We start from the raw sequence: 19,611 nt of genomic DNA, 5'->3' as shown, positions 1-19,611 counted from the left end.
AGAATAGCTGGAGGAGGTACTTTATGGAAGTCAATTCTACACTACTAATTGCCAATTGGGTTTTATTTCTTCTTGTAACCGGTTACGCGGTTTTCTTATTCGGATATTTGGTCTTAACGCGTATCCAATTTATTAAATTAGGAAAGAAAGCAGCGTTTGAAAAGACAATGCAAGAAAGATTGCAGGCAATTTGGGTAAATGTATTTGGCCATAAAAAATTGATGAAAGACAAGAAAAGTGGATTGATCCATATTATGTTTTTTTATGGATTCTTAATGGTCCAATTCGGGGCAATTGATTTAATATGGAAAGGCTTAAATCCAGGTAGTCACTTACCTCTTGGTCCGGTTTATCCTTATTTTACGTTCTTCCAAGAAATTGTCGTTGCGATGATATTGGTAGCTGTTGTATGGGCATTTTACAGACGCTACATGGAAAAGATTGTTCGCCTTAAACGTGGTTGGAAAGCAGGACTTGTTCTTATATTTATTGGTGGTCTAATGGTTTCAAAAACCTTTGCAAAAGGCATGGAAATGATTTGGCTAGGCAAAGAATTAACAGGGTTTGAACCACTCGCCTCTGCGGTTGCTTTTGCATCAACTTGGATTGCTCCATCAGTAGCAGCAGCTTTATTCTTTGTTTTTTGGTGGGCACATCTTTTATTCTTATTAACGTTTTTAGTTTATGTACCTCAATCAAAGCACGCCCATTTAATCACCGGACCTGCGAATGTGTTTTTAGGGCGTACGCATAATGTAGGACGATTAGCGAAAGTCGATTTTGAAGAAGAAGATGCCGAAAGTTTTGGAGTCGGAAAAATTGAAGATTTCAATCAAAAACAATTGCTTGATTTATATGCATGCGTAGAGTGTGGGCGCTGTACAAATATGTGTCCAGCAACGGGGACTGGGAAAATGCTATCACCGATGGACCTTTTACTTCGGATGAGAGATCATTTGACGGAAAAAGGAGCTGCGATTACGTCTCGTACGCCGTGGATGCCATCCTATGCATTTGCTGGTACAACAGCAAATGTGCTCGCATCACAAGGACATGAAGAAGCAGCAGCGGGATACGATGTGAGCTTAATTGGAGATGTCATTACAGAAGACGAGATTTGGGCGTGTACGACTTGCCGTAACTGTGAAGACCAATGTCCAGTCATGAACGAACATGTTGATAAAATCATTGACTTGCGCCGTTATTTAGTATTGACTGAAGGTAAGATGGACCCAGATGCACAGCGAGCGATGCAAAATATCGAGCGTCAAGGTAACCCATGGGGTATTAGCCGGAAAGAACGTGAAAACTGGCGCGATGGGCGTGATGATATAGAGGTTCCAACAGTAAAAGAATTGAGCAAAAAAGGCGAGGAATTTGAGTACTTATTTTTCGCTGGATCAATGGGAGCTTATGATAATCGTAGCCAAAAAGTTGCGCAATCATTTGCAAAACTCTTAAACCTGGCAGGTGTATCTTTTGCGATTATCGGGAATAAGGAAAAGAATTCTGGCGACACACCGCGTCGTTTAGGGAATGAATTTTTATTTCAAGAGCTTGCGAGCGCAAACATTGAGTTGTTTCAAAAGAATAATGTGAAAAAGATCGTGACCATTGATCCCCACGCATATAATACGTTAAAGAATGAATATCCGGATTTTGGTTTGGAAGACGTAGAAGTCTATCACCACACTGAACTGTTAGCTAAATTGCTAGAGGAAGGTCGGCTTGTGCCAACCAAGGAAGTACAAGAAACGATTGTGTTTCATGATTCTTGTTATTTAGGACGCTATAATGATGTTTATGATCCACCACGTGAGATTTTAAAACACATTCCTGGTGTACATGTTGTAGAGATGGAGCGTAATAAAGAGAACGGTATGTGTTGTGGTGCAGGTGGTGGAATGATGTGGATGGAAGAAGACAAGGGTCAGCGTGTCAATGTTGCACGAACTGAGCAAGCTTTGGCGGTTTCTCCGTCTGTTATTGGAAGCGCTTGCCCATATTGTTTGACCATGTTAAGTGATGGAACAAAAGCACTTGAAAAAGAAGATGATGTACAAACGTTAGATGTAGCAGAGATATTAGAAAAATCAATAGAAGAATCAGCTTAACAAGATTCGCTTTAGCGAATCTTGTCTTTCAAACAATTATGACCGAGCGTTCGCTCGGAAGAGGAGAGACAATTGTGAAGACAGTTATTGTGAGCGGGGCACGGACACCAATTGGAAAAATGGGGGGCGCCCTTTCGACGCTGAAAGCTACAGAACTTGGTGGAGTTGCTTTAAAAGAAGCATTAAAAAGAGCCGAAATAAAACCAAATCAAGTGGATGAAGTGATTATGGGGAATGTTCTGCAAGCTGGTGTGGGGCAATTACCTTCTAGGCAGGCAATGCATGAAGCGGGAATTCCGTGGAATGTAAGAACAGAAACAATTAACAAAGTCTGTGCTTCGGGAATGCGAGCAGTCACATTAGCTGATCTTGCGATTCGTTCGAGTGAAGCAGAAGTGGTTCTTGCGGGCGGTATGGAGTCGATGTCAAATGCACCATACTATATGCCGAAGGCACGTTTTGGCGCACGGATGGGTGATACGACGTTGGTCGATGGCATGGTATATGATGGCCTCACATGCTCGTTTTCAAATGTTCATATGGGTGTTTACGGAAGTAAAACAGCAGAGGAACTCGGTCTCTCGCGCGCGGACCAAGATCGCTGGGCTGTAAGAAGTCAAAAGCTCGCTATTCAATCAGTTGAAAGCGGTATCATAAACGAGGAAATCGTTCCGGTTGAAGTGAAAGGGAAAAAAGGGAAAGTAACTGTGGTGGAACAAGATGAAGCGCCAAGATCTAATACAACATTGGAATCGCTTGAAGCACTTCGCCCAGCTTTCAGCAAGGATGGAACAATCACCGCGGGTAATGCGCCAGGTGTGAATGACGGGGCGTGTGCAATGGTCTTGATGAGTGATGAAAGAGCTAAAAAAGAAAATAAGCACGTGCTTGCAACGATAATTGCTCATGATAAGTTAGCAGTGGCTCCTGAAGATTTCCCTAAAACTCCAGGGCTTGTCATTAACTCCTTACTTGAGAAGACAGGATTTAATCTTGGAAAAATAAAGCGTTTTGAGATTAATGAAGCGTTTGCTGCTGTGGCGCTAGCAGGAAATCAACTCGCCGGTCTTGATGAAGATAAGGTAAATGTGAACGGTGGAGCTGTTGCGTATGGGCATCCTATCGGGGCTAGTGGCGCAAGAATTATATTAACTCTTGCTTATGAATTAAAACGCAGTGGTGGTGGCTATGGAATTGCTGCGATATGCAGTGGTGGCGGTCAAGGTGACGCAGTCTTGCTTTATGTGGAAGGAGAATAATAAATGAATACAGTGATGGTAGTTGGCGCAGGTCAAATGGGAGCAGGGATTGCAGAGGTATTTGCTGCAAAAGGTTTTCATGTACTCCTACATGATCAAAGCAAAGAACTTGCTGAACGAGGGAAGCTAGGTATTGAGGGTCGTCTAGGTAGGCTACTCAAAAAAGGATATGCAAAGGAAGAAGATGTGGAGTCCACACTCAAGCTAATTGAACCTGTTTTTCAGTTATCTGAAGCGGCTCGAGCAGAATTAGTCATTGAAGCGGCAACAGAGAACGGTGAGATAAAGAAGCAGATTTTTAAAACGATTGACGAATTTGCCCCAGAAGGATCAATTATGGCCACAAATACGTCTTCATTGCCAATAACCGATATCGCAAGTATAACATCGCGTCCGGAGCAAGTCATTGGAATGCATTTTATGAACCCTGTACCTCGAATGAAATTAGTTGAGGTCATACGAGGATTAGCAACATCGGATGACGTATATGAGGAAATTATGGCAACATCAAAAAAACTTGGCAAGATACCAGTTTCGGCTGAAGATTTTCCTGGGTTTGTATCGAACCGTATTTTAATGCCAATGCTCAATGAAGCCATTTTTACTTTATATGAAGGAGTTGCCTCGGCAGAGGATATTGATACGGTTATGAAGCTTGGGATGAACCATCCAATGGGACCACTTACACTTGCTGATTTTATTGGACTTGATACGTGCTTATCAATTATGAACGTTTTACATGATGGTTTTGGTGATAGCAAATACCGACCTTGTCCGCTTTTAAAAAAATACGTTCAAGCAGGGTGGTTAGGGAAGAAAACGGGTAGGGGGTTCTTTGTTTATGAGTAGTATTTTGTTCAATGAAGAACAATTAATGATGCAAAAAATGGTGCGTGAATTTGCTAAAGAACAAATTTTTCCTGCTGTAGAACAGATGGAAGAAAAAGAGCACTTTCCACGCGAGGTAATCAAAAAAATGGGAGATCTTGGTTTAATGGGTGTCCCAATTCCAGAGAAGTATGGCGGCTCTGGAATGGATTTTGTTTCTTATATAATTGCTGTCCATGAAGTATCAAAAGTAAGTGCTGCAATCGGGCTAATTATGAGTGTTCATACATCGGTTGGAACAGTGCCGATTGTATTATACGGGACAGAGGAGCAAAAGCAGAAATACGTTCCAAAGCTTGCTTCAGGAGAAATGATTGGTGCTTTCTGCTTAACGGAACCCAATGCCGGAAGTGATGCAAAGTCCTTGCGAACAAAAGCTGAAAAAGACGGGGACGGCTATATTTTAAATGGGGCAAAAGTATTTATTACGAATGGGGGCGAAGCGGGGACCTATATCGTTTTTGCTGTAACCGATTCAGCTGCGGGTTCTAGAGGGATTTCTTGTTTTATTGTCGAAGAAAATACAGAAGGGTTAATCATTGGCAAAAAAGAAAAGAAACTTGGCTTGTATGGATCAACGACAACAGAAGTATTATTCGAAAATTGTAAAGTATCGTCAGACCAATTGCTTGGCAATGAAGGAGAAGGGTTAAAGATCGCGCTCTCGAACTTAAATTCAGGTCGGATTGGTATAGCAGCACAATCCCTTGGAATTGCAGAAGCAGCCTTAGAAGCAGCAAGTGGTTATGCAAATGAACGCAAGCAATTCGGTAAGAAGTTACTTGAACATCAAGGTTTAGCATTTAAGCTCGCCGATATGGCCACGGATACGGAAGCGGCAAAACAGTTAACATACGCTGCCGCTCAATTAAAAGAGCGTAATCTTCCGTGTGCGAAGGAAGCTTCTATGGCTAAGTTATTTTCATCTAGAATAGCGATGGATGTGGCAACAAAAGCGATTCAAGTGTATGGCGGTTACGGCTATATGAAAGAATATCCGGTAGAACGGTACTTCCGAGATGCAAAAGTGTGCGAGATTTATGAAGGTACGAGTGAAATTCAGCAAATGGTCATTGCCAGGCATTTAACCGTCTAGCTTCGTGCAACGGATGCATCTTCGTGTTAAGATAACAAAAAAACGAAGAAAGCAGCGGGAAGTAGGTACAAAAAGAATGTCAAAAAAAATCGTTCCGTCAATGGTAAAGGATCAACAATTAGTAAAAAAGCGTCGGGAACAAATGATTAAAGGTGCTGTGCATTTATTTATTGAAAAAGGGTTTCACCGAACAACAACGAGAGAAATAGCCAAGGAGTCTGGGTTTAGCATTGGCACATTATATGAATACATTGGTGCGAAAGAAGATGTTCTCTACCTCGTTTGTGATTCGATCTATGATGAGGTAACAGAAAAAGTGAGAGTCCAACTAGACACAACCGGTACGGCTCTAGAACGATTAAAAAAAGCGATTCATGCCTATTTTTCGGTTGTGAACGATATGCAAGAAGAAGTGCTTGTTATGTATCAAGAAACAAAATCGTTGCCAAAAGAAACCTTGCCTTATGTATTAAAGAAAGAATTGGAAATGGTTGAAATGATGGAAACGTTAATTTTTGATTGTGCAAATAGTGGGGAATTACTGATATCAAGCAAAGATCAACATCTATTGGCGCATACGATTCTTGTAATGGGTCAAATGTGGACGTTTCGTAGGTGGGCACTGCAAAGTGTGCTAGATCTTGAAGCTTTTACAGAACAACAAACAAAGCAGTTACTAACTGCATATTTGCCTTAAGTTGCCGCAGGTTTTGCAGACTGCGGCTTTTCGAATGTGAGGGAGCGGATTTTAACTAGCAATAAAGATGAAATATGTTTATAATGGGACGTATGATTTTATCAACTGATGGCTTACAATAGAGATGTGAGAACAAATTGGTTAAGATGGAAAGGGCGTGCTCGGTTGTGGTTGATTTGCAATCCTTAAAAAAAGAAGACCTGAATGAAATGTCAATGGTAGAAACGGCGTATGCATTAATGGTTGATAAAAGACAGCCTTATAATTTCTACGACTTGCTTGAAGCGGTAGCGAAGATAAAAGGTTTGTCTAAGACAGAAATGGACGCGCGCATTTCATTTCTATATACGGATTTAAATATTGATGGTCGTTTTCTTACTCTTGGTGACAATAAATGGGGACTGAAAGCGTGGTACCCTCATGAACAGTCAGAAGAAGAAATTACTATCTCTGCGATACCGGCAAAGCGTCGTAAATCAAAAAATGATGACGATGACGAGTATGTCTTCGATAATGACGTCGAGGAAGATGAGTTCGAGGACTTGGAAGATGAGCTAGATGAGCTAGCCGATGAAGAGGATCAGGACGACGACGATGAGTTTGATGATAAAGATGACGATGATGATAGTCTTCCAGATTTTGATGAAGATGAAGAGCATTCTGAAGAAGAAGAAGATTAATTGTCAGCTTGACTTCTTGATGTGAACTAGGTAAAATCATTTTTGGGCTCATTATGAGCTTATATAATGGAGATTATAAACAAAAGTGCGCCCCATTCTTCGTGGGTGAGGTGCCACTTTTGTTTTTTTTTTTGATAGATCAACGATAAAATGGAGCATCCCCTTAATTGAATAGAGGAGGAAACAAAATGGCAGCAAAGTATATTTTCGTAACAGGTGGCGTTGTTTCGTCACTTGGAAAAGGTATTACAGCAGCGTCTCTTGGACGTTTGCTTAAAAATCGTGGGTTAAAGGTAACCATACAGAAGTTTGACCCATACATTAATGTTGACCCAGGTACAATGAGCCCGTATCAGCATGGAGAAGTATTTGTTACGGATGACGGGGCAGAGACGGACTTAGATTTAGGCCACTATGAACGTTTTATAGATATTAATTTAAGCCAAAATTCGAATGTAACCACGGGGCGTGTTTATTCTACTGTACTTAAGAAAGAGCGCCGCGGTGATTATTTAGGTGGAACCGTACAAGTTATTCCTCATGTGACAAATGAAATTAAAGAACGCGTTTTTCGCGCTGGTCGTGAGACTGGAGCTGACGTTGTTATTACAGAAATTGGCGGGACAGTAGGGGATATTGAGAGTTTGCCGTTTTTAGAAGCGATTCGTCAAATCAAAAGCGATGTAGGTATGGATAATGTTCTCTATCTTCACTGTACGTTAATCCCATATTTAAAAGCAGCGGGTGAAATGAAATCCAAACCAACACAACACTCGGTTAAAGAACTACGTTCGTTAGGGATTCAACCAAATGTCATTGTTGTGCGGACCGAGCGCCCTGTGCCGCAAGATATGAAGGACAAAATTGCGTTATTCTGTGACATTCGCAAGGAAGCTGTAATTGAATGCGGAGATGCAGATACGCTTTACCAAGTGCCTCTTGATCTTCAAGCTCAAAACCTTGACCAAATTGTTTGTGATCATTTGAAATTACAATCTGGTCAAGCAAATATGGAAGAATGGACTGCTCTTGTTGACCGAGTAAACAATTTGTCTAAGAAAGTTCGAATTGCTCTTGTTGGTAAATATGTCGAATTACAAGATGCGTATCTTTCAGTAGCGGAAGCATTACGTCATGCTGGTTACAATGTGGATGCAGACATTGAGATTGACTGGGTTTATTCAGAACAATTAACAGATGAGAATGTTATTGAACAACTTAAAGACGTGGACGGTATTCTTGTACCAGGAGGTTTTGGAGATCGTGGTATCGAAGGAAAGATTACCGCTACCCGATTTGCGCGTGAAAACAAGATTCCATTCCTTGGTATCTGTTTAGGTATGCAACTTGCTTCTGTTGAGTTTGCGCGTACTGTACTCGGAATGGAAGGTGCGAATTCAGCTGAACTAAACCCTTCTACACCATATCCAATCATTGACTTGCTTCCAGAGCAAAAAGATGTTGAAGATCTTGGTGGAACATTACGTCTTGGTCTATACCCATGCAAATTGGAAGAAGGTACGGTAGCTCATGCTGCATACGGTGAACAAGTTATTTATGAGCGTCACCGTCATCGTTATGAGTTTAACAACGAGTATCGTGATCAAATGGAAAAAGCAGGGTTTATCTTCTCTGGTACAAGCCCAGATGGTCGTCTTGTTGAAATCATTGAAGTGGCTGACCATCCATTTTTTGTAGCAAGCCAATTCCACCCAGAGTTTGTTTCTCGTCCAACGCGTCCACAACCGTTGTTCAGAGAGTTTGTTAGAGCTTCACTTGAAAAGCAAGAATCGTAATCAATAGAAGGCAGTTGCGGCTTGATAGAGACGCGACTGCTTTTTTGTGTTAAAAAGATGAGGAAAATGTTTACTTTCACTTTTTTGTGGTTATAGGTAGAAGCATTATGATATGGATCGATCGAGAGTCAGTTGAGATGATCGTGTCCCTTCAACAACAAAGTCTCAACAAGTAGAAATTCGGGGATAGGAAAGCGGAAGGGGGACCATTGGTCTGTGTAAATGCATAGTTGCTAAAATCGATTAAAGTAGGGGTTACCTACTTTAATCGTTTAGTTCAGAGAGAATATCGGTGATTGTTAAGCAGAGATGTTGTGCGATAAACAAAGCGACAATGGTGCCTGGGTGGCCGATGCGATTTCCGTCGTCATCAGGGATAAGACCATCTTTTACACCAGTATCAAGAAATAAGTCGCAGTTTTCTAGTTCTGTAATACCAAAGACAGTAGCAGATGAAACGACAATTGCAGGTGTATTCGTTTTAGTACAAACGTCTAAAAGGTTAGTAACTCGATCATCTGTGGCATCTGGGGCAAAGAGAAGGAGTCGATCCTCGGGCCCAAGGCCTTGCTGATTCAGAATTTCTGCTTGAGGCAAAGCGTCATATCCCCCTGTTGCTGCCTCCTCCAATGCTTTTAATTGGTCGAAGCCTTTGACATAAATCGTTCCTTGCATGACAATAGCTTGAGCAAGTAAACGACCAGCATCTTCAAGAAGATCCTCTTGTTTTTCATTGATGTTTTTAAACAAACCAAATAATTGGGTTGTGTATATTTTATGCATTGCACATGGTCCTTTCAAAAGTAGGCAAGTCTGCCTTAAGTTTGCCTTTTATTGTAGATGTCTGTTTGACAGATTGCAAATAAATAGAGGGAAAGCACGAAAAAGCGCGAATTAATATAAATAATGAGCGTATGTGTGAAGGGGGAAGAAAATGAACCATAAGGTACTTATCGTTGATGACCAATTCGGAATTAGGGTGCTACTAACTGAAGTGTTGCAAAAAGACGGGTATGAAATGTTTCAGGCTGCAAGTGGCAAGGAAGCTCTCTTAATTCAAGAAACTGAAAACATCAGCATTGTTTTGTTGGATATGAAAATTCCAGGAATGGATGGTGTGGAAATTCTAAAGAGGTTGAAAGAAAAACAACCGGATATAAAAGTCATTATGATGACAGCGTATGGAGAATTAAATATGGTAAATGAGGCGCTGGAAAATGGAGCGCTTAGTTATATGGCAAAACCGTTTGATATTGATGATGTCCGTCAGGTAATTCGTAAAAACTTAAATGAGTAGCAGATAAAAAGTGGTATCGCTTTCTTAAAAATTCCGTATCTTTCTAGGGTCACATCCAAAAAAGTTATGCTATAATGGACACGACCTACGCATTAAGGATATAGGTATGCATGGCAAATCGAACCTGATTTGTGTGTTTGGCACATAACTTCATCAAGCTGGGGTTATTTTAAAAATAGAAATTGCTGAGCGGCCCATCATGCCTATGGCAAGCGAATTTAAGGAGGACGATCATGCCTTTAGTATCGATGAAAGAAATGTTGAACAAAGCAAAAGCAGAAAGCTATGCGGTTGGACAATTCAACTTGAACAACTTAGAGTTTACGCAAGCGATTTTGCAGGCGGCAGAAGAAGAGAAATCACCAGTTATTCTTGGTGTTTCTGAAGGTGCTGCACGCTATATGGGTGGTTTCAAAACCATTGTAGGTTTAGTTGAAAACCTTATGGAAGAATATAATGTGACAGTACCTGTTGCAATCCATCTAGACCATGGTTCAAGCTTTGAGAAATGTGTAGAAGCCATTCATGCAGGTTTTACATCTGTCATGATTGATGGTTCACATTATCCATTAGAAGAGAACATTGCATTGACTAACCGTGTTGTAGAAGTAGCTCATGCTTTAGGTGTTTCTGTTGAAGCAGAACTAGGCCGCATTGGTGGACAAGAAGATGATCTTATCGTTGATGATGCTGAAGCTTCATACGCGATTCCTGAAGAATGTAAAGAACTTGTTGAAGCAACTGGCGTTGATTGCTTTGCTCCAGCACTTGGTTCTGTTCACGGACCATACAAAGGAGAACCAAACCTTGGTTTTGACCATATGAAGAAAATTGATGGCTTAGTTGGCATTCCTCTTGTTCTTCATGGCGGGACAGGCATTCCTACAAAAGATATCCAAAAAGCGATTGAATTTGGTCACGCTAAAATTAATGTAAATACAGAAAGCCAAATCTCTTCTGCAAAAGCAGTGCGTGAAACGCTAGCAGCGCAACCAGAGCAATATGATCCTCGTAAATACCTTGGACCTGCTCGTGATGCGATTAAAGCAACTGTTATTGGCAAAATGAGAGAGTTTGGTTCTTCAAATAAAGCATAATCTCTATATTTTTTAAAAGCAGTCTTATGGCTGCTTTTATTTCCATTTTAAAATGTAACCGTTTTTTTCATAAGGGAGAGATAAATGTGAAATTTTTTATAGATACGGCTAATATTGATGAAATTAAAGAAGCACGTGATTTAGGTATATTAGATGGGGTAACGACGAACCCATCGCTAGTGGCAAAAGAAGGTGTCGATTTTCATGAACGAATTCGAGAGATTGCGGCTCTTGTACCTGGCAGTGTAAGCGCAGAAGTGATTTCTCTTGATGCTGAAGAAATGATTAAAGAAGGAAAAGAGCTTGCTGCAATCTCTGAAAATATTACAGTGAAAGTGCCAATGACAGTAGATGGCCTAAAAGCAGTTCATGCGTTTACGGAATTAGGAATCAAAACAAATGTGACACTTATTTTCTCAGTTCCTCAAGCTTTGCTCGCTGCCCGAGCAGGAGCAACGTATGTTTCCCCGTTTTTAGGGAGACTTGACGATATTGGGCAAGATGGCCTTCAATTAATCTCCGATATTACACAAATCTTTAATGTCCACGGATTGCCAACGCAAATCATCGCTGCATCAATCCGTCACCCTATTCATGTGAATGAAGCTGCCAAACGTGGGGCCCATATTGGAACCATCCCACTAAAAGTAATTAAGCAGTTAACAAAACATCCTTTAACAGATCAAGGAATTGAAAAGTTTTTAGCTGATTGGAATAAATAAGGTTTTTGTCGATAAATAGAGGAAGTCGTACTTTTTTAACGAACTCTGGCTATACTGAGTGCTACTCGGATTTGAGTAACCAGTAAGTGAAGGAAGGGATTTCGATGCATAAGTTATTGATTGAAGGCGGCCATACACTAGAAGGAAGTGTACAAATTAGTGGGGCGAAAAACAGTGCAGTAGCGCTTATTCCAGCTGCAATTTTGGCGGACAGCACAGTTACTATTGATAATTTACCCGCTATTTCAGATGTTGACCTATTAGCAGAGCTCCTTCGTGAAATCGGCGGAGAAGTAGACATGGAAAATCAAACGATGACCGTTCATCCAGAAGGCATGGTAGCAATGCCCCTTCCAAATGGCCGAGTTAAAAAACTGCGAGCTTCTTATTACTTGATGGGTGCAATGCTAGGCAAATTTAAAAAAGCAGTTATTGGTCTTCCAGGAGGCTGTAACTTAGGTCCACGGCCAATCGATCAACATATAAAAGGGTTTGAGGCATTGGGTGCGCGTGTAACCAATGAGCAAGGTGCCATTTATTTGCGTGCGGATGAGCTTTATGGAGCGAAAATTTATTTAGATGTAGTTAGTGTAGGGGCCACCATTAACATTATGCTTGCTGCTGTTCGTGCTAAAGGTAGGACAGTGATTGAGAATGCGGCAAAAGAGCCGGAAATTATTGATGTTGCTACATTATTGTCGAGCATGGGCGCGCGAATTAAAGGTGCCGGAACAAATGTGATTCGGATCGATGGTGTGCAACAATTACATGGTTGCAGGCATTCAATCATTCCTGATCGCATTGAGGCAGGAACCTATATGATTATGGCTGCGGCAATAGGTCAACGAGTGCGAATCGACAATATTATCCCCACTCACGTGGAATCAGTTACAGCAAAGTTGCGGGAAATGGGTACGAATGTTGAAGTACGGGATGATCAAATTATTGTAAGTGGTATGGTGAAGAAAAAAGGCGTTGATATAAAAACGCTTGTTTATCCAGGTTTCCCAACTGACCTTCAACAACCGTTTACAAGTTTGTTAACAAGTGCTGAAGGAACAAGCATTGTAACCGACACGATTTATGATGCTAGGTTTAAACATGTGGATGAGCTTAGGCGTATGGGTGCAAGTGTTAAAGTAGAAGGGCGCTCTGCACTTGTAAATGGAAAATCCAAATTGCAAGGTGCAAACGTGCGTGCGAGTGATCTACGTGCTGGGGCGGCCTTAGTCATAGCTGGACTGATGGCAGAAGGTATCACAGAGGTTTCTGGCTTAGAACACGTAAATCGTGGGTACGAACATCTAGAAGAAAAACTAACAAAATTAGGTGCGAAAATATGGCGGGAAGAATTAACGAAAGAGGAAATCGATCAAGTTAATCAATCTTAACCTTATTAGATCGCTTAATTGCCAATCAGGAGGACACAACAAATGGAACGTAGTTTATCAATGGAGCTAGTCCGCGTTACCGAGGCAGCAGCGCTTGCATCGGGTCGTTGGATGGGGCGTGGCAACAAAGAAGAAGCAGATCGTGCTGCAACAGAAGCAATGCGTGATGTGTTTGATACGATTCCTATGAAAGGAACCGTTGTAATTGGAGAAGGGGAAATGGATGAGGCTCCGATGCTTTACATTGGCGAGAAGCTCGGAAACGGCTACGGTCCTCGTGTTGATGTAGCGGTTGATCCTCTTGAAGGAACAAATATTGTTGCTTATGGGCAGTGGAATGCTCTCGCGGTTCTTGCAGTTGCTGACCATGGTAATCTCTTGCATGCTCCTGATATGTACATGGACAAGCTTGCTGTTGGTCCAGAAGCTGTTGGTAATGTTGATATCGATGCACCTGTACTAGATAATTTAAAAGCGGTTGCGAAAGCAAAAAACAAAGATATTGAAGATCTTGTTGTTGTTATTTTAAACCGGTCACGTCATGAAAAATTAATTCAAGATGTACGTCAAGCAGGCGCTCGTATCAAGTTATTGCCAGACGGTGATGTTGCAGCAGCTGTAAATACCGGTTTTGATGATACTGGCGTCGATTTGTTAATGGGTTCGGGCGGTGCGCCAGAAGGAGTCTTGGCAGCTGCGGGATTAAAATGCTTAGGCGGTGATTTTCAAGGGCGCTTGCTCCCGCAATCAGATAATGAATTAGAGCGTTGTAGGAAAATGGGCATTGAAGATGTGAACAAGTTATTCCGTATGGAAGACTTAGTTAGAGGAGATGACTGCATTTTCGCAGCGACAGGTGTTACGGACGGTGAATTATTAACAGGTGTCCGTTATAAAGGGATGAATGCCGTAACGCAATCCATTGTTATGCGCGCTAAGTCAGGCACTGTTCGTTTTGTTGATGGAACCCATAGCATGAAAAAGAAACCAGGTCTTGTGATCCGATAAAAAATGGGGGGATTCCGTCCCCCTATTTTTTTAGATTGATTATTTTAGGTAATTATGGTTAAAATAAAGTTTAGTAACTCCCTTCTTAATTGAACTTTCTCCAAACACCTTCCTTTGACTTTTCACACAATGATTGTAGAATACAGTACGATTTATTTCTAACTAATAGAATTTATATGAATTTATATATACAGAAGCGTGGTGGCTATTAATGAGTGTAAGTGTAAGCATCGCTGATCTAGAGAATATGACGTTAAAAGAGCTTTATAGTCAAGCAAAAACGTTCAAAGTCTCTTATTACAGCAAACTAACAAAAAGAGAATTGATTTTTGCTATTTTAAAAGCTCAAGCAGAACAAGACGGCCTTTTATTTATGGAAGGTGTATTGGATATTATTCAGACTGAAGGTTTTGGCTTTTTACGGCCAATTAATTATTTGCCGAGTACAGAAGACATTTATATTTCTGCGTCACAAATCCGTCGATTTGATTTACGTAACGGCGATAAAGTGTCTGGTAAGGTAAGACCGCCAAAAGACAATGAGCGTTACCATGGTTTACTTCATGTAGAAGCTGTAAACGGTGAATCACCAGAAACATCGAGGGAACGTCCATATTTTCCTGCGTTAACCCCTTTGTATCCAGAAGTAAAGATTGATCTTGAATCCAAACCTGGACGTGTATCATCACGAATTATCGACATGGTCTCACCAGTTGGTTTTGGACAACGTGGTTTGATTGTGGCTCCTCCTAAAGCAGGGAAAACGTCCCTAATGAAAGAAGTTGCCAATAGCATTGCGGAAAAACATCCGCACGTTGAATTAATTGTATTGTTAATTGATGAACGTCCGGAAGAAGTAACGGATATGGAACGTTCGATTAAAGGTGAGGTTGTGAGTTCTACCTTTGATGAAGTGCCAGAAAACCATATTAAAGTGGCTGAACTCGTGCTTGAGCGAGCAATGCGGCTAGTTGAACATAAAAAAGATGTTGTGATTCTAATGGATTCCATTACACGTCTTGCACGTGCATATAATTTAGTTATTCCGCCAAGCGGTCGTACGCTTTCTGGTGGGATTGATCCAGCGGCGTTTCATCGTCCAAAACGGTTCTTTGGTGCCGCTCGTAATATTGAAGAAGGTGGAAGCTTGACGATTCTGGCAACTGCCCTTGTTGATACTGGTTCGCGTATGGACGATGTGATTTATGAAGAATTTAAAGGGACAGGCAATATGGAGCTTCATCTTGACCGTCGTTTGGCTGAGCGCCGCATTTTCCCTTCTATTGATATTCGCCGTTCAGGCACAAGAAAAGAAGAGCTTCTTATGCCAAAAACGCAATTGGATAAATTATGGACCATTCGAAAAACGATGAATGAGTCCGCAGACTATACGGATCAGTTTATTCGCCGTGTTAAGGATACAAAAACAAACGTTGAGTTTTTTGAAGCGATGGAAAAAGAGATGGCTGGAAAAAAACGCGGATAAAGGCTTTTCCAGAATGTTTATGCAAACTGGATCTTGCAAATCAAGAGCACCCTTGTTATAATTTCGATTATGTGAGGAAAACTCTGTTTCGAAGAGATTCAGGGCAAAAGGAGATGAAATGCAATGAAAACAGAAATTCACCCAACTTATCAAAAAGTTGTATTCATGGATACAAGCACGGGCTTCAAGTTCCTAACTGGTTCTACTCGTGGTTCTGGTGAGACAATCGAGTGGGAAGATGGAAACACATACCCGCTAATTAAAGTTGAAATTTCTTCTGATTCACACCCATTCTACACAGGCAAACAAAAACTTGCCGATGCAGGTGGACGTGTCGATCGTTTCAAAAAGAAATACAACCTATAAGAATAAAAATGACAGGCAAGCATTCCTTGCCTGTTTTTTTTATGGTGTGCAAAAAAGAACGGTAGTGAGGAGGAATGGTGTATGGCACAGCTTTTTTTTAAGTACGGAGCAATGAATAGCGGAAAATCAATTGAAATCTTAAAAGTCGCTCATAATTATGAAGAACAGAGTAAACCCGTCTTGATCTTCACTTCTGGTATTGATACAAGAGACGAGGTTGGGTATGTGTCAAGTCGAATTGGACTGCGGAGAAAGGCACTATCTGTTTTTGAAGACACAAATATTTATGAAGTCGTGAGCTCGTGTGCGGAAAAGCCTTATTGTATTTTAATTGATGAAGTTCAATTTATTACAAAAGAGCAAGTGTTACAATTAGCAGCGATTGTTGATCAATTACGTATTCCTGTTATGGCATTTGGCTTAAAAAATGATTTCCAAAATGAATTGTTTGAAGGTAGTAAATATATGTTGATTTACGCAGATAAAATTGAGGAAATGAAAACCATTTGTTGGTTTTGCCATAAAAAAGCGGTAATGAATTTGCGTGTAGATGGAGATAAGAGACCAATTTATACCGGGGACCAAATTCAAATAGGTGGCAATGACTCCTATTACCCAGTCTGTAGAAAGTGCCACGCCAACCCTAAATTATAAGTGCATGTGAGAGCCATGTTGTGGAACCCTATAAGAGCCATGGTAAATGGCAAAGGGGGAAGGACATGAAGGTAGCAAAAACAGGAATCATTGCGCTATTATGTCTCGCTGGTTGTTCGAGTGGCAATATGGGTGCTACTTCGCAAGATCATGATTATGGAAAAGGAGCCTTTGGACCGGGACCGCTTAATTTTGAGCATATGAAAAACGAAAGCTTTGATCCCGAAATGACAAATACAGGGGCGAGCTACAAAGATCCAAGTGTGAAGCATCGTACGCTGGAAGACGATGCGCGTCAAGTGGAAGCCATCGTACAAAAACATGGATTCCGTTCAGGAGCAGCTTTTGTAAACGGTGGGCATATTTACGTAAAAGCTCATCCAGATGAAAAATGGAGCAAAAGCGAAATAAAAACAGAGCGGAGCGATCTGCAAAAAGCTTTAAAAGCAGAGATCCCGCGTTATGACGTGCATCTAAGGTGAAGAAACAAACAGCGCTTGGCAAAATGCCAAGCGTTGTTTGTTTATGAACGACGTCTTGCTGTTTGTTGAAGTGGATCCCAGACGCTGTTAAACGGTGGAGAATAGCCAAGATCTAGCTCTTCCAAGTCTTGCATCGTCATACCGTGGTAAAGAGCTGTAGCGAGCACATCGCAGCGTTTGTCGACTCCTTTTGTACCAATGAATTGGCCACCTAATACTTTTCCTGTGTTGGCATCATACTGCAGGCGAATAAGGATGGGTTCATTGGTTGGGTAATAGGCAGCAACATGAGGTAACTTTGCTTGGACGCATTTATAAGGAAAGCCAATTTCTTCAATTTCGCGTGAAGAAAGACCTGTCCGTGCAAGGGCCAAATCAAAGAATTGATAAATTTGTGTGCCAACGATACCCATAAATGCACGGGGATGCCCGCACATATTTAATCCGGCGATTCTTCCTTGTTTATTGGCATGTGTTCCGAGTGGGGCATAGACGTCTTTATGAATAAGGCGATGGTATTGTGTTGCGCAATCTCCAGCCGCGTATATACCATCAACGTTTGTTTCCATATAGCGGTTTACACGTATAGCACCATTGTGATCAAGTTGAATACCGGTGTCTTTAGTGAAATCGGTGTTTGGCCGCACGCCTACCGCCACTATGACTAAATCCGTTTCACATTCCGCCAAATTGGTAACGATTTTGTTTACGTGTCCGGCATTATCACTTTCAAAACCAATAATCTCGTGGTTTAAATCGAGTTGAATCCCTTCTTCGATTGCTTTTTCATGAATATGATCGGTCATTTCTTTGTCGAAATTCATTGCAAGACGAGCTGCTCGCTCTAAAATGCGCACTTGGTGACCTGCTTTACAGACATTCTCTGCAATTTCAAGACCAATTGAACCTCCACCAATAATCGTAATCTTTCTCTTCTTATCTCCAATTGCTGCTAAAATCTTTTTCGCATCAGGGATTGTCTTTAACGTAAAAATTCCTTTTAAATCACTGTTTTTCCATTCTGGAATAAAAGGTCGCGCTCCGGAAGCGATTAATAGCTTATCATACGGCAGTTCAAACGTATTACCTGAAACGGTCTTTTTTTGGGGATCAATTGAAGTCACTTTATGATTGGTTCGTGCATCAATTCCGTGTTTGGTTCGATACGTATTTGCGTCTCGAGCCACAAGCTTATCTTCAGATTCAATTTCTTCGCCTATCCAGTATGGTAGACCGCACTGGGCATAAGAATAATGTTCGCCTTTTTCGAGCACCGTTATGTCGGCTTGTGCGTCTTTTCGCACTAGTTGCATAGCAGCACTCATTCCGGCGGCGTCTCCGCCAATAATTACATATTTCACCTATATCCCGCCTTGTTTTGTCGTTATTGCTTACAGTATTCCCGCATAATGACTTGGCAAACCGTATCTGACGCTTCATTGACCGGCATGAGCGGCATATACTATAATGAAGTAGGTATACACCGCAATAAGAATGAGGTGACGTCGTGTTAGAACGATTACAATCGGTAGAAGATCGATATGATTATTTAAATGAACAGCTAAGTGACCCAGATGTGATTAGCGATGCAACAAAATTAAGAGAGTACTCTAAAGAGCAGTCTCAAATAGAAGAGACCGTTCAAGCATATAGAGGATACAAGCAAACAACAGAGCAACTCGCAGAAGCAAAAGCAATGCTTAATGAGAAGCTTGATGATGACATGTATCAAATGGTAAAAGAAGAGTTAGATGAATTGTCTAATCAGAAAGAAGAGTTGGAAGCTCGTTTAAAAATATTATTATTGCCTAAAGATCCCAATGACAATAAAAATGTTATCGTCGAGATCCGTGGAGCAGCAGGTGGCGATGAAGCGCAACTTTTTGCTTCGGACTTGTATAAAATGTACCATCGTTTTTCGGAAATGCAAGGGTGGAAGACTGAAGTGATTGAAGCGCAAGCCAATGAAATTGGTGGCTACAAAGAAATTATCTTCATGGTAAACGGGACAGGTGCGTATTCAAAGTTAAAGTATGAGAATGGTGCGCATCGTGTTCAACGTGTTCCGAAAACGGAATCAGGGGGTCGTATTCATACATCAACTGCAACGGTAGCTGTACTTCCAGAAGCAGAAGAAGTAGAAATTGACATTCATGAGAAAGACATTCGTGTAGATACGTTTACTTCGAGTGGTCCTGGTGGGCAAAGTGTAAATACAACAATGTCAGCTGTTCGCTTAACGCATTTGCCAACGAATACGGTTGTTTCATGCCAAGATGAAAAATCCCAAATTAAGAACAAAGAAAAAGCAATGAAAGTGTTGCGTGCTCGGATATTTGATAAAGTCCAGCAAGAAGCCCAAGCAGAGTATGCAGATGCCCGTAAGAGTGCAATTGGAACAGGGGATCGTTCAGAGCGAATTCGCACGTACAACTTTCCGCAAAGCCGGGTGACAGATCATCGCATCGGTTTAACGATTCAAAAGCTTGAACAAATTTTGCAAGGGCAGCTCGATGAAATTGTTGATGCCCTTATTGTGGAAGAACAATCAGAGGCAATGAAACGAGCAGAAGAATAA

19 protein-coding genes are annotated in these 19,611 nt (G+C 41.2%); 17 read left to right on the top strand and 2 right to left on the bottom strand.

Annotation, left to right across the window (positions count from 1 at the left end; all coding sequences use genetic code 11):
* Positions 1-23 precede the first annotated feature (23 nt).
* From BK584_RS13215 to pyrG, 7 genes are all read left to right on the top strand, one after another.
* Positions 24-2,114: a (Fe-S)-binding protein gene (locus BK584_RS13215; protein ID WP_078393044.1), complete on the top strand. Its 2,091-nt coding sequence runs from the start codon at positions 24-26 to the stop codon at positions 2,112-2,114.
* Positions 2,115-2,185: 71 nt separating this feature from the next.
* Positions 2,186-3,373, top strand: coding sequence for an acetyl-CoA C-acetyltransferase (locus BK584_RS13210; protein WP_078395597.1), 1,188 nt, complete (start codon positions 2,186-2,188; stop codon positions 3,371-3,373).
* A 3-nt stretch (positions 3,374-3,376) separates the two neighbouring features.
* The gene (locus BK584_RS13205; protein WP_078393043.1) at positions 3,377-4,222 is read left to right on the top strand and encodes a 3-hydroxybutyryl-CoA dehydrogenase; all 846 of its coding nucleotides are present in this window, start codon (positions 3,377-3,379) and stop codon (positions 4,220-4,222) included.
* Positions 4,215-5,357 carry an acyl-CoA dehydrogenase gene (locus BK584_RS13200; RefSeq protein ID WP_078393042.1) on the top strand — a complete coding sequence of 381 codons (1,143 nt, stop codon included), beginning with the start codon at positions 4,215-4,217 and terminating at the stop codon, positions 5,355-5,357. The genes BK584_RS13205 and BK584_RS13200 overlap by 8 nt, the downstream gene beginning before the upstream one ends.
* Before the next feature lie 76 nt (positions 5,358-5,433).
* Positions 5,434-6,054: a TetR/AcrR family transcriptional regulator gene (locus tag BK584_RS13195; protein WP_078393041.1), complete on the top strand. Its 621-nt coding sequence runs from the start codon at positions 5,434-5,436 to the stop codon at positions 6,052-6,054.
* A gap of 167 nt (positions 6,055-6,221) precedes the next feature.
* A complete protein-coding gene (gene rpoE, locus BK584_RS13190) occupies positions 6,222-6,734 on the top strand; it encodes a DNA-directed RNA polymerase subunit delta (RefSeq protein ID WP_245808856.1) in 513 nt (170 codons plus the stop codon).
* A gap of 188 nt (positions 6,735-6,922) precedes the next feature.
* A complete protein-coding gene (pyrG, locus tag BK584_RS13185; RefSeq protein WP_078393040.1) occupies positions 6,923-8,530 on the top strand; it encodes a CTP synthase in 1,608 nt (535 codons plus the stop codon).
* A 264-nt stretch (positions 8,531-8,794) separates the two neighbouring features.
* Here the strand turns inward: pyrG and BK584_RS13180 are convergent, their stop codons facing one another.
* On the bottom strand, positions 8,795-9,313 hold the full coding sequence (locus tag BK584_RS13180; protein ID WP_078393039.1) for a DUF2529 family protein: 519 nt from the start codon (positions 9,311-9,313) through the stop codon (positions 8,795-8,797).
* A gap of 151 nt (positions 9,314-9,464) precedes the next feature.
* Here BK584_RS13180 and BK584_RS13175 point away from each other — a divergent pair, with 151 nt between their 5' ends.
* From BK584_RS13175 to BK584_RS13135, 9 genes are all read left to right on the top strand, one after another.
* Entirely contained in the window at positions 9,465-9,827 is a 363-nt protein-coding gene (locus BK584_RS13175) for a response regulator (RefSeq protein ID WP_078393038.1), read from the top strand.
* A 233-nt stretch (positions 9,828-10,060) separates the two neighbouring features.
* A complete protein-coding gene (gene fba, locus BK584_RS13170; protein WP_078393037.1) occupies positions 10,061-10,924 on the top strand; it encodes a class II fructose-1,6-bisphosphate aldolase in 864 nt (287 codons plus the stop codon).
* A gap of 86 nt (positions 10,925-11,010) precedes the next feature.
* On the top strand, positions 11,011-11,646 hold the full coding sequence (gene fsa / locus BK584_RS13165; protein ID WP_078393036.1) for a fructose-6-phosphate aldolase: 636 nt from the start codon (positions 11,011-11,013) through the stop codon (positions 11,644-11,646).
* Between the two features lie 104 nt (positions 11,647-11,750).
* Positions 11,751-13,037: a UDP-N-acetylglucosamine 1-carboxyvinyltransferase gene (gene murA / locus BK584_RS13160; RefSeq protein ID WP_078393035.1), complete on the top strand. Its 1,287-nt coding sequence runs from the start codon at positions 11,751-11,753 to the stop codon at positions 13,035-13,037.
* A gap of 42 nt (positions 13,038-13,079) precedes the next feature.
* The gene (gene glpX / locus BK584_RS13155; RefSeq protein WP_054705765.1) at positions 13,080-14,045 is read left to right on the top strand and encodes a class II fructose-bisphosphatase; all 966 of its coding nucleotides are present in this window, start codon (positions 13,080-13,082) and stop codon (positions 14,043-14,045) included.
* A 211-nt stretch (positions 14,046-14,256) separates the two neighbouring features.
* Positions 14,257-15,531, top strand: a complete 1,275-nt coding sequence (rho, locus tag BK584_RS13150) for a transcription termination factor Rho (RefSeq protein ID WP_078393034.1) — start codon at positions 14,257-14,259, stop codon at positions 15,529-15,531.
* A gap of 123 nt (positions 15,532-15,654) precedes the next feature.
* Entirely contained in the window at positions 15,655-15,897 is a 243-nt protein-coding gene (locus tag BK584_RS13145; protein ID WP_054705768.1) for a type B 50S ribosomal protein L31, read from the top strand.
* A gap of 81 nt (positions 15,898-15,978) precedes the next feature.
* Entirely contained in the window at positions 15,979-16,551 is a 573-nt protein-coding gene (locus BK584_RS13140) for a thymidine kinase (RefSeq protein WP_078393033.1), read from the top strand.
* 65 nt (positions 16,552-16,616) lie between these two features.
* Positions 16,617-17,033: a hypothetical protein gene (locus tag BK584_RS13135; RefSeq protein ID WP_078393032.1), complete on the top strand. Its 417-nt coding sequence runs from the start codon at positions 16,617-16,619 to the stop codon at positions 17,031-17,033.
* 41 nt (positions 17,034-17,074) lie between these two features.
* On the opposite strand, the gene BK584_RS13130 is transcribed toward BK584_RS13135, so the two are convergent.
* A complete protein-coding gene (locus tag BK584_RS13130) occupies positions 17,075-18,394 on the bottom strand; it encodes an FAD-dependent oxidoreductase (RefSeq protein WP_078393031.1) in 1,320 nt (439 codons plus the stop codon).
* A 146-nt stretch (positions 18,395-18,540) separates the two neighbouring features.
* On the opposite strand from BK584_RS13130, the gene prfA reads away from it, so the two are divergent.
* Positions 18,541-19,611 (top strand): peptide chain release factor 1, encoded by a 1,071-nt coding sequence (gene prfA, locus BK584_RS13125; protein ID WP_078393030.1) that lies wholly within the window; start codon positions 18,541-18,543, stop codon positions 19,609-19,611.

This window comes from Shouchella patagoniensis, from assembly GCF_002019705.1.
Classification (GTDB): domain Bacteria; phylum Bacillota; class Bacilli; order Bacillales; family Bacillaceae_D; genus Shouchella; species Shouchella patagoniensis.
The sequence above is the reverse complement of the archived record's forward strand: the minus strand, read 5'-3'. Positions and strand labels throughout refer to the sequence as shown.